At 71.2% G+C, this 13,662-nt stretch carries 14 protein-coding genes and 1 pseudogene; 5 read left to right on the forward strand and 10 right to left on the reverse strand.

Annotation, left to right across the window (positions count from 1 at the left end):
• The first annotated feature begins 5 nt into the window (after positions 1–5).
• Positions 6–1,301 (forward strand): AI-2E family transporter, encoded by a 1,296-nt coding sequence (locus AC0VYN_RS08145; protein WP_475535370.1) that lies wholly within the window; start codon positions 6–8, stop codon positions 1,299–1,301.
• A 33-nt stretch (positions 1,302–1,334) separates the two neighbouring features.
• On the opposite strand, the gene AC0VYN_RS08150 is transcribed toward AC0VYN_RS08145, so the two are convergent.
• Together AC0VYN_RS08150 and AC0VYN_RS08155 are read right to left on the reverse strand one after the other, a co-directional pair.
• Positions 1,335–2,156 (reverse strand): hypothetical protein, encoded by an 822-nt coding sequence (locus tag AC0VYN_RS08150; RefSeq protein WP_475535371.1) that lies wholly within the window; start codon positions 2,154–2,156, stop codon positions 1,335–1,337.
• Between the two features lie 97 nt (positions 2,157–2,253).
• Positions 2,254–2,454 (reverse strand): DUF2191 domain-containing protein, encoded by a 201-nt coding sequence (locus tag AC0VYN_RS08155; protein WP_475535372.1) that lies wholly within the window; start codon positions 2,452–2,454, stop codon positions 2,254–2,256.
• Positions 2,455–2,732: 278 nt separating this feature from the next.
• Between AC0VYN_RS08155 and recA the strand changes: the two genes are divergently transcribed.
• Positions 2,733–3,860 (forward strand): recombinase RecA, encoded by a 1,128-nt coding sequence (recA, locus tag AC0VYN_RS08160; protein WP_475535373.1) that lies wholly within the window; start codon positions 2,733–2,735, stop codon positions 3,858–3,860.
• A gap of 3 nt (positions 3,861–3,863) precedes the next feature.
• Positions 3,864–4,616: a recombination regulator RecX gene (gene recX, locus AC0VYN_RS08165; protein WP_475535374.1), complete on the forward strand. Its 753-nt coding sequence runs from the start codon at positions 3,864–3,866 to the stop codon at positions 4,614–4,616.
• Between the two features lie 46 nt (positions 4,617–4,662).
• Here the strand turns inward: recX and AC0VYN_RS08170 are convergent, their stop codons facing one another.
• The 8 genes and pseudogenes from AC0VYN_RS08170 to AC0VYN_RS08205 form a co-directional block, all read right to left on the reverse strand.
• Entirely contained in the window at positions 4,663–5,055 is a 393-nt protein-coding gene (locus AC0VYN_RS08170; RefSeq protein WP_451693113.1) for a rhodanese-like domain-containing protein, read from the reverse strand.
• On the reverse strand, positions 5,052–5,591 hold the full coding sequence (locus AC0VYN_RS08175) for a cupin domain-containing protein (protein WP_475535375.1): 540 nt from the start codon (positions 5,589–5,591) through the stop codon (positions 5,052–5,054). Before AC0VYN_RS08175 ends, AC0VYN_RS08170 begins: the two co-directional genes overlap by 4 nt.
• A 76-nt stretch (positions 5,592–5,667) precedes the next feature.
• Entirely contained in the window at positions 5,668–5,922 is a 255-nt protein-coding gene (locus AC0VYN_RS08180; RefSeq protein ID WP_475535376.1) for a putative leader peptide, read from the reverse strand.
• 15 nt (positions 5,923–5,937) lie between these two features.
• A pseudogene (locus AC0VYN_RS08185) lies at positions 5,938–7,534 on the reverse strand (FAD-dependent monooxygenase).
• Between the two features lie 176 nt (positions 7,535–7,710).
• Positions 7,711–8,610: an amino acid ABC transporter permease gene (locus AC0VYN_RS08190; RefSeq protein ID WP_475535377.1), complete on the reverse strand. Its 900-nt coding sequence runs from the start codon at positions 8,608–8,610 to the stop codon at positions 7,711–7,713.
• Positions 8,607–9,272: an amino acid ABC transporter permease gene (locus tag AC0VYN_RS08195; protein ID WP_475535378.1), complete on the reverse strand. Its 666-nt coding sequence runs from the start codon at positions 9,270–9,272 to the stop codon at positions 8,607–8,609. The genes AC0VYN_RS08190 and AC0VYN_RS08195 overlap by 4 nt, the downstream gene beginning before the upstream one ends.
• Positions 9,273–9,356: 84 nt before the next feature.
• On the reverse strand, positions 9,357–10,190 hold the full coding sequence (locus tag AC0VYN_RS08200) for a glutamate ABC transporter substrate-binding protein (RefSeq protein ID WP_385461800.1): 834 nt from the start codon (positions 10,188–10,190) through the stop codon (positions 9,357–9,359).
• Positions 10,191–10,319: 129 nt separating this feature from the next.
• Positions 10,320–11,096 carry an amino acid ABC transporter ATP-binding protein gene (locus tag AC0VYN_RS08205; protein WP_385461797.1) on the reverse strand — a complete coding sequence of 259 codons (777 nt, stop codon included), beginning with the start codon at positions 11,094–11,096 and terminating at the stop codon, positions 10,320–10,322.
• Positions 11,097–11,422: 326 nt separating this feature from the next.
• Here AC0VYN_RS08205 and AC0VYN_RS08210 point away from each other — a divergent pair, with 326 nt between their 5' ends.
• Both AC0VYN_RS08210 and AC0VYN_RS08215 read left to right on the forward strand, forming a co-directional pair.
• The gene (locus tag AC0VYN_RS08210; RefSeq protein ID WP_475535379.1) at positions 11,423–12,109 is read left to right on the forward strand and encodes a response regulator transcription factor; all 687 of its coding nucleotides are present in this window, start codon (positions 11,423–11,425) and stop codon (positions 12,107–12,109) included.
• A 9-nt stretch (positions 12,110–12,118) separates the two neighbouring features.
• Positions 12,119–13,543 carry a HAMP domain-containing sensor histidine kinase gene (locus AC0VYN_RS08215; RefSeq protein WP_475535380.1) on the forward strand — a complete coding sequence of 475 codons (1,425 nt, stop codon included), beginning with the start codon at positions 12,119–12,121 and terminating at the stop codon, positions 13,541–13,543.
• The last annotated feature ends 119 nt before the right edge of the window (positions 13,544–13,662 follow it).

Genomic DNA, 13,662 nt, shown 5'->3' on the forward strand with positions numbered 1-13,662 from the left:
GGTCCGTGGCATCCACTGACGAGACCGGGCAGACGGCCCGGCACACCCCTCCGTCCGGCACGACGCCGCCCGCCCCGCCCCCGCCCGGCGGCGGCGCGGGGCCGGGCGCCCGTATGCCGCGCTGGCTGCCGCGGGCCATGGTGCTGGCCCTTTCGCTGATCGCCGTCTTCCAGCTGGGCAGCTGGGCCTTCCACCAGCTCACCGGCCTGCTGATCAACATCCTCATCGCGTTCTTCCTGGCGCTCGCCATGGAGCCCGCGGTGAGCTGGATGTCCGCGCGCGGCATGCGCCGCGGACTGGCCACCTTCCTCGTCTTCCTCGTCGTACTGGTCGCGGCCGCGGGCTTCGTGACGCTGCTCGGCTCCATGCTCGCCGGCCAGATCGTCAAGATGGTCGAGGACTTCCCCGACTACCTGGACTCCGTGATCGCCTGGGTCAACGGCCACTTCCACACCGAGCTGCGACGGGTGGACGTCCAGGAGGGCCTGCTCCGCTCCGACTGGCTGCGCAACTACGTGCAGAACAGCGCCAGCGGCGTCCTGGACGTGTCCGCCCAGGTCCTCGGCGGCCTCTTCCAGCTGCTGACCATCCTGCTGTTCTCGTTCTACTTCGCCGCCGACGGCCCCCGGCTGCGGCGCGGCCTCTGTTCCGTCCTGCCGCCCGCCCGGCAGGCCGAGGTCCTGCGCGCGTGGGAGATCGCCGTGGACAAGACCGGCGGCTACCTCTACTCGCGCGGTCTGATGGCGCTGATCTCCGGCATCGCGCACTACGTCCTGCTGGAGATCCTGGAGGTGCCCTACGCGCCCGCGCTCGCCGTGTGGGTGGGCCTGGTGTCGCAGTTCATCCCGACCATCGGCACCTATCTCGCGGGTGCCCTGCCCATGTTGATCGCCTTCACGGTCAACCCCTGGTACGCGCTGTGGGTCCTGGGCTTCGTGGTTGTCTACCAGCAGTTCGAGAACTACATGCTGCAGCCCAAGCTGACGTCGAAGACGGTGGACATCCACCCCGCGGTCGCCTTCGGCTCGGTCATCGCGGGCACCGCCCTCCTGGGCGCCGTCGGCGCGCTGATCGCCATCCCGGCGGTCGCCACGCTGCAGGCGTTCCTCGGGGCGTACGTCAAGCGGTACGACGTCACGGACGATCCGCGCGTCCACGGGCACCGCGACCGCCGCGGGGCGGGGGCCGGGGCGTTCACGCGCATACGCAAGCTCTGGGCCCGGCGCCCGGACGCCGCGCCTCCCTCGGGCGGCTCCGGGGAAGGCGGGTCCGGTGGCTCCGGGGGCAGCGGCTCCGCCTGAGCCGCCACCGGCGCCGTACGACGAGCCCCCGGGTCAGTACGTCAGGCCGGCCCACACCCCGGCGGCGGCGACGGCGGCCGCGTAGCAGCCCACCGCCACGGCCACGATCCGCCGCCGTACCGTCGCGTCCCACGACGTCGAGGCGAGCAGCCGGGCCAGGGCCGGCAGCACCAGGACGGCGTGCAGACCCATCCCGTGCAGCGGCTTGAGCGGCGCCGTCGAGTGGTAGGCCGCCTCCTGGTGGCCGGTCCGGGTGAGGACCACGCCGCGCGCGATCATCGCGGCCCCCGAAGCCAGTCCGACGAGCAGCACCGCGAACCCGGACCGCACGGCGAGGGCCATGCCCGCCGGTCCCGCGGGCCGGTGGCGGAACGACACGACCGCGAACACGGTCAGCAGCACCACCAGGACACCGCCGCCCACCGCGAGGGACATCGACACGGCCGTGTCGAACGGCGTCTCCATGTCGAGGTGCGAGGGCACTCCGCGCCACGCCTGAAGGGTGATGCCGGCGACCTCGAGGACGCAGTCGGCGGCGAAAACGGCGAGCAGCGCGGCGCGCGTCCCCGGCCGGACGCGCAGGTACGAGGTGATCCAGGAGACCGCGATCAGCGTGACTCCGAAGGACAGCCCGAACGTCACCGGCTTGCGCCAGGAGACCGGCCCGTCCCAGGGGCCGCCGTCCACGGCGAACACCACCAGGTGCACGAGGCCGGAGAGGCTCAGGAGAAGACCGGTCGCGTGGCACGCGCGTATCACGGCGGACCGCTCGGGCTGGGCGGGCGGCGTTTCCGCCGCGGCCCCGGTGCCGGTGCCGGTGGCTGCTGGGGCTCGGGTGGTCCCTTCGTCGCGCATGGGACGAGCCTGGCCCGGGACCCGCCGCCCGGTCGTCGTCCGCGCGGAGACACCCGCCGTACGCCCCGGGGAGCAGGAGCCCCGGCCGCGGCCGGGATCAGCCCTGGGGTTCCTGCGGGTTGGCGTCTACCTCGCGCAGGTTCCGGTCCTTGGTCTCCGTACGGGTCTCCGTGCGGTGGCCACGGGCGATGTAGTCCCGGACCACCGCCTCGACGGCGTCCTGGGGCGAGCCGATGCCCGCCAGGACCATCACCTCCACCACCAGTTCGGCGTCGAGACTGATGCTGACCTTGGCCATGGGTCCCCTCCTCGCGCGGCGTGCGCGCACTCTAGCCGCCGGTACCGCGGACGCGGAGACGTACGCTCGGAGGTGCCGCGTGGTGCGCTTGACACGAAAATCGAACATCCATTCTCATGGAGGCTTCGGCGGGGCTCGTGACGGGCGATTCGACTGGGTTTGGACGGAGAAGTGCCCAAGTTATCCACAGGCCGGAGCCGCATCGAGGCCCATTGTCAGTGGCAGGCATTAGCGTCTTTGACGTGAAGCGATCGAATCAAGCAAACCGGGTGGAACCCATGGCAGGAACCGACCGCGAGAAGGCCCTGGACGCCGCGCTCGCACAGATTGAACGGCAGTTCGGCAAGGGCGCGGTCATGCGCATGGGCGAGCGGCCGAACGAGCCCATCGAGGTCATCCCGACCGGGTCGACCGCGCTCGACGTGGCCCTCGGCGTCGGCGGCCTCCCGCGCGGCCGTGTCGTGGAGGTCTACGGCCCCGAGTCCTCGGGCAAGACGACCCTGACCCTGCACGCGGTGGCGAACGCCCAGAAGGCCGGCGGCCAGGTCGCGTTCGTGGACGCCGAGCACGCCCTCGACCCCGAGTACGCCAAGAAGCTCGGCGTCGACATCGACAACCTGATCCTCTCCCAGCCGGACAACGGCGAGCAGGCCCTGGAGATCGTGGACATGCTGGTCCGCTCCGGCGCCCTCGACCTCATCGTCATCGACTCCGTCGCCGCGCTCGTCCCGCGCGCGGAGATCGAGGGCGAGATGGGCGACAGCCACGTCGGTCTGCAGGCCCGGCTGATGAGCCAGGCCCTGCGGAAGATCACCAGCGCGCTCAACCAGTCCAAGACCACCGCGATCTTCATCAACCAGCTCCGCGAGAAGATCGGCGTGATGTTCGGCTCCCCGGAGACCACGACCGGTGGCCGGGCGCTGAAGTTCTACGCCTCCGTGCGCATCGACATCCGCCGCATCGAGACGCTGAAGGACGGCACGGACGCGGTCGGCAACCGCACCCGCTGCAAGGTCGTCAAGAACAAGGTCGCGCCGCCCTTCAAGCAGGCCGAGTTCGATATCCTGTACGGCCACGGCATCAGCCGCGAGGGCGGTCTGATCGACATGGGCGTGGAGCACGGCTTCGTCCGCAAGGCCGGCGCCTGGTACACGTACGAGGGCGACCAGCTCGGCCAGGGCAAGGAGAACGCGCGCAACTTCCTGAAGGACAACCCCGACCTGGCCAACGAGATCGAGAAGAAGATCAAGGTCAAGCTGGGCGTCGGCGTGCGTCCCGAGGAGCCGGCCACCGAGCCGGGTACGGACGCCGCGGTCTCCGCCGTCCCGGCCGACGCCGCAGCGGCGGTCCCCGCCCCCGCGACGGCCAAGGTCACCAAGTCCAAGGCCGCGGCAGCCAAGAGCTGACCCGTGACACGACGAACCGACTGGGCCGAGTACGCCTCCCAGGACACTGTCGCGCCGGAGCGTGAACGGCGGAGACCGGGTGACGCGGACTCCGCCGGGGCGGACGGCGGCGGACACGGGGCGGACACACGCGCCGCCGGCCGGACCCGTGGGGCGGGCGGTCCCCGCGGGCGCCGTCGGCGCGAGGGCGCGGAGCCGTTCGCCGAGGACGGAGGTGCCACTTCCTCGTCGAGGGCCGAGAAGGGGGAGCCTCCGCGGGACCCGGTGGAGCAGGCACGGGCGATCTGCCTGCGCCTGCTCACCGGGACCCCGCGCACACGCAAGCAACTGGCCGACGCCCTGCGTAAACGGGAGATCCCGGACGAGGCCGCGGAGGAGGTGCTGTCCAGGTTCGAGGAGGTCGGCCTGATCAACGACAGTGCCTTCGCCGACGCCTGGGTGGAGTCCCGGCACCACGGCCGCGGACTGGCCCGGCGCGCTCTCGCCCGGGAACTGCGGACCAAGGGCGTCGACTCCACCCTCATCGACGCGGCGGTGTCCCAGCTGGACTCCGAGCAGGAGGAGGAGACCGCACGGGAGCTCGTCGCCCGCAAACTGCGCTCCACCCGCGGCCTCGACCGCGACAAGAGGCTGCGCCGCCTCGCCGGCATGCTGGCCCGCAAGGGCTACCCCGAGGGCATGGCCCTGCGGGTGGTCCGCCAGGCGCTGGAAGAGGAGGGCGAGGACACGGAGTTCCTCGGCGGCGAGGGCTTCTGACCGCGCGCGCCGCCGTCCGCGCACCGTCCCGGCCGCCCCAGGTGGGCTACGGCACGGCGACGGGAAGCCCCGCCGTCCGCCACGCCTGGAACCCGCCGACCAGATCGGTGGCCCGGTGCAGCCCCAGCCGGTGCAGGGACTCCGCGGCGAGGCTGGAGGCGTAACCCTCGTTGCACACCACCACGACACGCAGATCGTGGTCCGTCGCCTCGGGAACGCGATGGCTGCCCCGCGGGTCCATGCGCCACTCGAGTTCGTTGCGCTCGATCACCAGGGCGTCCGGAATCAGGCCGTCCGCGTCGCGCAGGGCGGCGTACCGGATGTCGACCAGCAGCGCCTCACCGGCCTTCGCGGCCTCGTACGCCGCGTGCGGTTCGATGCGGGTGTAGCCCCGGCGCACCCGCTCCAGCACCGTGTCGATCCCGATCTGTTCGCTCACTGCCAATCCTCCGGACGCTCGACCTCCTCCAGGCGCAGGACCTGGCCGCTGCGACTGTACCGACGGATCCGCGGCAGGGGCGGGAAGTACACGTGGACGGAGACCGCGTGCCGGTCGGGAGACTCGTTGAGCACCTCGTGCACGTGGTGCCGTCCGAAGGCGCGCCCCTTCCCGGCGGGCAGGCGACGCTCCCGGTCCACGCCGTCGGTGAGTTCCAGGGTCCTCCAGCCGTCGGTGGGCAGCCGGGCGGCCAGCGCGTTCTCCTTGAGCTCGCCGGCCGCGGTCACGAAGGCACCCACCGACTCCGCATGGTCGTGCCAGCCCGTCCCCGTGCCGGGCGGCCAGCCGATCAGCCAGGCCTCGCTGCCGCCGGGCCCCGCCAGCCGCACCCAGGTGCGGCCCTCGGGGTCGAGGGGGAGCGAGGCGATCAGCTCGTCGTCGGCGGCGACGCGCCGCACGAAGTCGAGGAGCTCGGCCTGGGTCGGCGCGGGCGCGCCGGGGGCCGTCGAGGCAGGGGCAGGGGAGGACACAGACACGGGTACCGTCCTGGGTGTTCGCGAGGAGCGCGCGGCGGCATGGCGAAGCGGGGCGCGCGAAGGAAGTGATGCGAAGTCAGCAGGACGGGCGACACACGCAGCCCGCGTAGCGGACGAGGTCCATGTGGACCCTCCGCCACAGGCGCACATCGGTGTCGGTCACGCTCCGGAGTAGACCATGACGGCGTGGGCCGGTCAACTCACCCCCACCATGCGGACGGCGGCCGACGACCACGGACGCCCCGACGGGCGACCGCCCGCCCCGGCCGCAACTCGACCGGCCGGCCGTCAGCGTGCCGGCGGCCGACCGCCGGCAACGGGCCGCCGACACCTCACGGGCGCCCGCTCAGCGGGCGCCGGCCGCGGCTCCCGCCTTCCTCGCCCCGCCCAGCGCCGCCTCGGCCGCCGTGTAGAGGTCGGCGGGACGCACCCCGTTCAGTGCCGTGACCAGGACTCCGTCGGGACGCACCAGCAGCACCGTGTGCGCCGCGGCCCCGGGGTAACGCTCCGCGACCAGCAGCTCGGCATGGTGCGGCAGCGCCGTCACGGCCGCCGCCAGCCGGGGCATGACGCCGGCGGTCACCCAGTGCTTGCGGTCCCACACCCCCGTGCCCGGCGCGATCAGCACCACCAGCAGCGCACCGCGCCCCAGCCGGTCCCGCAGCCGCACGAACGTGCCGTCCTCGGCCGTGACCCGCACGTCGGTGACGGGAGAACCCGGCGTCGTGCCGACGGCCACCTCGCCGTCGAGGGGAGCCGGCATGAGCGGCGAACCGGCGTACGTCCCCGGCGCCCCGAGCGCGCCGCGCCCCAGGTGACCGTCGGCGAGCAGCGCGTCGTGACCCCGGGCCGAGCCGGGGACGTACGACCGCAGGCCCCCGCCGCCGCGCAGCAACGGCAGTACCTGGTCGGCGGCGCGCAACCGGACCGCGACGGCCGTGCGCCGCTCCTTCTGGTAGCTGTCGAGCAGCGCCTCCTGGGGTCCGTGGTGCCAGGCCAGGGCGAGCTTCCAGGCCAGGTTCTCGGTGTCCCGCAGCCCCTCGTCGAGGCCCTGAGTGCCCAGCGCGCCGAGCAGGTGCGCCGCGTCCCCGGCGAGGAACACGCGCCCCACCCGCCAGCGGCGGGCGAGCCGGTGGTGGACCGTGTGGACGCCGGTGTCGAGGAGTTCGTACGACGGAGTGGCCCCGGCCCGCCAGCCGGTGAGGGTCTCCCGGATGCGGTTCACCAGCAGCTCGGGCGTGACCAGGTCCGTGCCGGGCGGCAGCAGCCAGTCCAGGCGCCACACGCCGTCCGGCAGGGGGCGGCCGACGATCTCGCCGCCCGACGGACCGGACGTCCGCCAGGGCGGTGCGCGGTGCAGCAGTGCCTCGTCGGTCCAGGGGAAGCTCGGTGCGCAGCGCGGCGACGGCGTATCGTTCCACCGCCGTACGGCCGGGGAAGCGGATGTCCTGGAGCTTGCGCACGGTCGAGCGGGGGCCGTCGCAGCCGACCAGGTAACTGCCGCGCCACCAGGTGCCCTTGGGGCCGCGGGTGTGTGCGGTGATGCCGGACGTCTCCTGCTCGATGCCGTCCAGACGGCTGTCCGCCGCGACCTTCACGAGGGGCTCGCGGTCCAGGGCGGCGCGCAGGATCCCGGTCAGCACGTGCTGGGCGATGTGCAGCGGTGCCGGGTCGGTGTCGTCGAAGGAGACCTCGCGCGTCACCTGCCTGCGCCGCATCGCCCGCCATCCGGCCCAACGGAAACCGGCCTCGTCCAGAAAGGTCCCGGTGAGCCTCTCGACGAGGGCGACGACGTCATCGCTCAGGACGACGGTGCGCGCGGGACGCGGTTCGTCCTTGCCCGGACCCTCGTCGAGGACGACGCAGGGCACTTCCTGACGTGCCAGCGCCAGGGCGAGCGCGAGCCCGACGGGCCCCGCTCCGGCGATGATCACCGGATCCACGGTGCAGTGCCCCCTGCCTGTGACGGCGTCCCGGGGGACGTGGGTGAACAGGAAGTTGGAGCAGGGTGCACGGTCACAGAACGTATGCAACCCATTGCCACTGCTTGCGTCAAGCGAACGGAGGCAGTGGCGATCTTGCCACTGCCTCCGTCATGGTCGCACATTCTGACCAGGGGTCAGGTCTTGGCCACGCCGCCCCCGGCCGCCGGCGTTCCGGGCGTGCCGGCGTCGTCCACCCTGAGCACCGCCCCGGTCGACTTCTTCGCCCGCCGCAGCCGCCGCTCCAGCCAGCTGGCGAAGCTGGTGAGCGCGAAGTTGAGCGCGATGTAGATGAGGGCCACCACGGTGAAGCTCGCGATGGTGTTGGCGCCGTAGTAGGCACTCATCGTGTTGGCGGAGGACAGCAGCTCGGAGAAGGTCAGGACGGCGCCACCGAGGGCGGTGTCCTTCACGATCACGACCAGCTGGCTGACGATGGCCGGCAGCATCGCGGTGACCGCCTGCGGCAGCAGGATCAGCCGCATCACCTGGCCCTTGCGCAGGCCGATCGCCATCGCGCCCTCGGCCTGGCCCTTGGGCAGGGCCAGGATGCCCGACCGGACGATCTCGGCGAGGACGGAGGCGTTGTACAGCACGAGACCCGTGACGACCGCGTACAGCGGACGGTCGTCCGCGCTGACGCTGGTGTACTCGGCGAACAGGGCGAGGCCGAAGATCATCAGGACCAGCACGGGGATGGAACGGAAGAACTCGACCACGACGGCGGCCGGAACCCGCACCCAGGCGTGGTCGGACAGCCGGGCGATGCCGAGGACCGCACCGAGCGGCAGCGCGATCACCACCGCGAGCGCGGCGGCCTTCAGCGTGTTCTCCAGACCGGGCCAGATGTAGGTGGACCAGGCCTCGGTGCCCGAGAAGAACGGCTTCCACTTCTCCCCGTCGAGCTGGCCCTTGTCGGAGAGTGTGCTGAACACCCACCAGATCAGCGCCCCGAAGACGACGAGGAAGAGGACGTTGAACAGGATGTTGCGCCGCTTGGCGCGGGGGCCCTGGGCGTCGTAGAGAACGGAGCTCATCGCTTCACCGCCACCTTCTTGCCCACCCAGCCCAGGATCAGGCCGGTCGGCAGCGTCAGAATCACGAACCCGACGGCGATGACCGCGGAGATCAGCAGCAGCTGCGCCTCGTTCTCGATCATCTCCTTCATCAGCAGCGCCGCCTCGGCGACACCGATGGCGGCGGCCACCGTGGTGTTCTTGATGAGGGCGATCAGGACGTTCGCCAGGGGAACGACGGACGAGCGGAACGCCTGCGGCAGCACCACGAGCCGGAGCACCTGGCCGAAGCTCAGACCGATCGCCCGCGCCGCCTCCGCCTGCCCCACCGGCACCGTGTTGATGCCGGAGCGCAGCGCCTCGCACACGAAGGACGAGGTGTAGAGGGTCAGGCCGAGGACCGCGAGCCGGAAGTTGATCGTCTCGATGTCGTCGGAGCCGAGGCTGATGCCCAGGGTCTGGTTCAGGCCCAGTGACGCGAACAGGATGATGACGGTCAGGGGAATGTTCCGCACGATGTTCACGTACGCGGTCCCGAAGCCGCGCATCAGCGGCACCGGGCCCACCCGCATGGCGGCCAGTACGGTGCCCCAGATCAGGGAGCCGACGGCCGAGAGCGCAGCGAGCTGCACCGTCGTCCAGAAGGCTCCCAGCAGGTCGTAATCCTCAAGAAAGTCGAACACGATCTCCCGCGCTTTCGCGTGTAGGGAAGCCCGCCCCGGTGCGCCGCCCCTTCCGGAGGGCGGCGCACCCTGTCAGGCGCTGCTTCAGCTCTTGATGTCGCCGATCTTCGGCGCGGGCTCGTTCTTGTAGTTGGCCGGGCCGAGGTTGGTGTCCACGGCCTTCTGCCAGGACTTGTCGGCGACCATCTCCTCGAGGGCCTTGTTGATCTTGTCCTTGAGGTCGCTGCCCTTCTTGACGCCGATGCCGTAGTTCTCGTTGGTCATCTTGAAGGCGCCGAGCTTGAACTTGCCCTTGAACTGCGACTGGGAGGCGTAGCCGGCGAGGATCGAGTCGTCCGTGGTCAGCGCGTCGAGGGCGCCGGTCTGGAGACCGTTCAGGCAGGCGGAGTACGTCGGGAGGTTCTGCAGCTGGGCGTCGGGGGCCAGCTTCTTCTTGACGTTCTGGGCCGAGGTCGAGCCGGTGACCGAGCAGAGCTTGGCGTCGTTGAGGTCCTGCGGCGCCTTGATCTTGTCGTCGTCGGCGCGGAGCAGCACGTCCTGGTGGGCGAGCAGGTAGGGGCCGGCGAAGTCGACCTTCTCCTGGCGCTCCGGCGTGATCGAGTAGGTGGCGGCGATGAAGTCGACGTCACCGCGCTGCAGCATGGTCTCGCGGTCGGCGCTCTTCGACTCCTTCCACTCGATCTGGTCCTCGGTGTAGCCGAGCTTCTTCGCGACGTACGTGGCGACGTCGACGTCGAAGCCGGCGTAGCCGTCCGGGGTCTTCTGGCCGAGGCCCGGCTGGTCGAACTTGATGCCGATGGTGATCTTCTTGCCACCACCGGAACCGTTGTCGTCGCTGTCGTCGCCGCCGCACGCGGTGGCGGACAGGGCGAGGGCGAGGACGGCGGCCGAGGCGGCGGTGACCTTGCGGAGCTTCATGGTGAACATCCTTTGGCTGTGATCGAACTGCGATCGGACGATCAGAGGATCAAACGATCAGATGCGGGCCATCAGGGGCAGGTGGCGAGACGAACGGCGACGCGGTTCGCCGACGCCCGGCCAGGAGCGTCAGTGATGGAGGATCTTCGACAGGAAGTCCTTGGCACGGTCGCTGCGCGGGTTGCTGAAGAACTGCTCCGGCGCGGCCTCTTCGACGATGCGGCCGTCCGCCATGAACACCACGCGGTTGGCGGCGGACCGGGCGAACCCCATCTCGTGCGTGACCACGATCATGGTCATGCCGTCCTGGGCGAGCTGCCGCATGACCTCCAGGACCTCGTTGATCATCTCGGGGTCGAGAGCCGACGTCGGCTCGTCGAAGAGCATGACCTTCGGGTCCATGGCCAGGGCGCGCGCGATGGCGACACGCTGCTGCTGACCGCCGGAGAGCTGGGCCGGGTACTTGTCCGCCTGGGCGCCCACGCCGACCCGGTCGAGCAGGGCCCGGGCCTTCTCCTCGGCCTTCTTGGCGTCGACCTTGCGGACCTTGACCTGGCCCAGCGTGACGTTCTCGAGCACGGTCTTGTGCGCGAACAGGTTGAACGACTGGAAGACCATGCCGACGTCGGCGCGCAGCCGGGCCAGCTCCCTGCCCTCGGCGGGCAGCGGCTTGCCGTCGATCGTGATCGCGCCCGAGTCGATGGTCTCCAGGCGGTTGATGGTGCGGCACAGTGTGGACTTACCGGACCCGGAGGGCCCGATGACCACGACGACCTCGCCGCGGGTGATCGTCAGGTCGATGTCCTGGAGCACGTGCAGCGCGCCGAAGTGCTTGTTGACATTGCTCAGCACGACCAGTTCGCCGGTCGCGGCCACGTCTTCCTTGGCCACCGATACTTCGGTCATCGCTTTCGGGCTCCGTCCTCCTCGGTTTCGGAGGACAGTAGTAACGCCGAACGACCTGCGTCTCTACATCTGAGGGGAATCTGAGCATCACGATCCGATAGCAATCGGACACCCGTCGTAGCTCGGACGACCAGGGCACATATCGGCCGGATAACTTCGGGCGACTGCGGCCGGAAGCCTCTTGACGCCGCAGCCCTCCATCGGCGTCACTGCACTGGGCACGCGCGCGCGTGCACACGTCGCGCACACGCCGTCCACCCGTTCCGACGTACCCGCCCTGTTGTACCCGCCCCGATCGTACGGCCGATGAACCGAAGGAGGCCCGGATGAGACTGCTGCTCGTCGAGGACGACAACCACGTCGCGGCCGCGCTGTCCGCGGTCCTTGCCCGGCACGGCTTCGACGTCACCCACGCGCGCAACGGCGAGGAGGCGCTCCAGGCGCTCGTCCCCGAGGGCGACTGCTTCGGCGTCGTCCTGCTCGACCTCGGCCTGCCCGACCAGGACGGCTACGAGGTCTGCGGCAAGATCCGCAAGCGCACCGCCACCCCGGTGATCATGGTCACCGCCCGCTCCGACGTCCGCTCCCGCATCCACGGCCTCAATCTCGGCGCCGACGACTACGTGGTCAAGCCGTACGACACCGGCGAGCTGCTCGCCCGCATCCACGCCGTCAGCCGGCGCACCGCCCACGAGGACGTTCCGGGCACCGCCGAGGCCGTGGTGCGCCTGGGCGCCGTGCACATCGAACTGCCGACCCGCCAGGTCAGCGTCGGCGGGGCGGCCGTCCAGCTCACCCGCAAGGAGTTCGACCTCCTCGCCCTGCTCGCGCAGCGTCCCGGCGTGGTCTTCCGCCGGGAGCAGATCATCAGCGAGGTCTGGCGTACCAGCTGGGAGGGGACCGGGCGCACCCTGGAGGTGCACGTCGCCTCCCTGCGGTCCAAGCTGCGCATGCCGGCACTCATCGAGACCGTGCGCGGCGTCGGTTACCGCCTCGTCGCCCCCACCGCGTAGCGGGGCCGGGTGCGCACACGCCTGCTTCCGCTGCTCATCGTCCTGATGGCGGCCGTGCTGCTCGCCCTCGGCGTCCCGCTCGCCGTCAGCGTCGCCCGCGCCGAACAGCAGCGCGTCGTCGTCGACCGCATCGACGACACGGCACGCTTCGCGGCGCTCGCCCAGTTCGTCACCGAGTCCGCCCCGGGCGGCTCCCGCCCGACCACGACGGACGAGCGCCAGGAGACCCTGCAGACCGAGCTCACCAGCTACTACGAGGTCTACGACATCCGGGCGGGCGTCTTCTACCGCAACCAGATCCCCATGGCCAACGCGCCGACGACCTGGTTCCTCCCGCAGGCCGGCGAGGTGCGCGACGCCTTCGACGAGGCGCTGCTCAGCCGCCGCAGCCACGATCCGCAGCAGGTGTGGCCCTGGGAGGACGGCCGGCTCGTGGTGGCCTCGCCGGTCATCCGCGACGGGGACGTCGTCGCCGTCGTGGTCACCGACTCGCCCACCGACGCGATGCGGTCCCGGACCCTGCGCGGCTGGCTCGTCATCGGGGCCGGCGAGATCGCCGCCATGCTGCTCGCCGTGGGCGCCGCGCTCCGGCTGACCGGCTGGGTGCTCAGGCCGGTGCGCGTCCTCGACGCCACCACCCACGACATCGCCACCGGACGGCTGAAGTCCCGGGTCGCGCCCTCCGGGGGACCACCCGAGCTCAGGCGCCTGGCCAGGTCCTTCAACGAGATGGCCGACCACGTCGAGGACGTGCTGGAGCAGCAGCGCGCCTTCGTCGCGGACGCCTCGCACCAGCTGCGCAACCCCCTGTCCGCGCTGCTGCTGCGCATCGAACTGCTCGCACTCGAACTGCCCGAGGGCAACGAGGAGATCGCCTCCGTCCAGGCCGAGGGCAAGCGCCTCGCCCGGGTCCTGGACGACCTGCTCGACCTGGCGTTGGCCGAGCACAGCGAGGCCGACCTCAAGGTCACCGACATCGGCGCGCTGACGGCCGAGCGGCTGGCCGCCTGGTCACCGACAGCCGCGGCCAAGGGCGTACGGCTGGAGGGGGACTGCCCGCCGACCACGGGCTGGGCCGACCCGGTGACGCTGTCCAGCGCACTGGACGCGGTCATCGACAACGCGGTGAAGTTCACGCCGACCGGCGAGACCGTCGGCGTCACGGTCACCTCCACCGGCGGCACCACCACCGTCGAGGTCACCGACAACGGGCCCGGTCTGACCGACGAGGAGCTCGCCCGCGTCGGCGACCGCTTCTGGCGCAGCGGCCGGCACCAGAACATCAAGGGCTCGGGCCTCGGCCTGTCCATCTGCCGGGCACTGCTCGCGGCGGGCGACGGCTCGATCTCCTTCGCCCCCCACGAACCGCACGGACTGACCGTGACGGTCACGGTGCCGAGGTCGGGAGCGCGCAAGGGGCCCGGCCGGCCCTAGGGGGTGTCTGCCACATGCCCGCGGCGTCGCGGCGTGGCAGACACCCCCTAGAAGGCTCATGAAGATCTTGGGGTTCTGGCCCCGCCGCGTGAGCGGCGGGGCCAGACTCGTTTCGTGGT

This window comes from Streptomyces sp. 63XJN7_1_ISO-PGPR-S23-121, assembly GCF_056173025.1.

What these genes read in the sequence shown, in the direction of transcription:
- AC0VYN_RS08150 (WP_475535371.1), bottom strand. Translation starts at nt 2,156, where the DNA reads ATGCGCGACGAAGGGACCACCCGAGCCCCAGCAGCCACCGGCACCGGC.
- AC0VYN_RS08155 (WP_475535372.1), bottom strand. Translation starts at nt 2,454, where the DNA reads ATGGCCAAGGTCAGCATCAGTCTCGACGCCGAACTGGTGGTGGAGGTG.
- recA (WP_475535373.1), top strand. Translation starts at nt 2,733, where the DNA reads ATGGCAGGAACCGACCGCGAGAAGGCCCTGGACGCCGCGCTCGCACAG.
- AC0VYN_RS08190 (WP_475535377.1), bottom strand. Translation starts at nt 8,610, where the DNA reads ATGAGCTCCGTTCTCTACGACGCCCAGGGCCCCCGCGCCAAGCGGCGC.
- AC0VYN_RS08200 (WP_385461800.1), bottom strand. Translation starts at nt 10,190, where the DNA reads ATGAAGCTCCGCAAGGTCACCGCCGCCTCGGCCGCCGTCCTCGCCCTC.
- AC0VYN_RS08205 (WP_385461797.1), bottom strand. Translation starts at nt 11,096, where the DNA reads ATGACCGAAGTATCGGTGGCCAAGGAAGACGTGGCCGCGACCGGCGAA.
- AC0VYN_RS08210 (WP_475535379.1), top strand. Translation starts at nt 11,423, where the DNA reads ATGAGACTGCTGCTCGTCGAGGACGACAACCACGTCGCGGCCGCGCTG.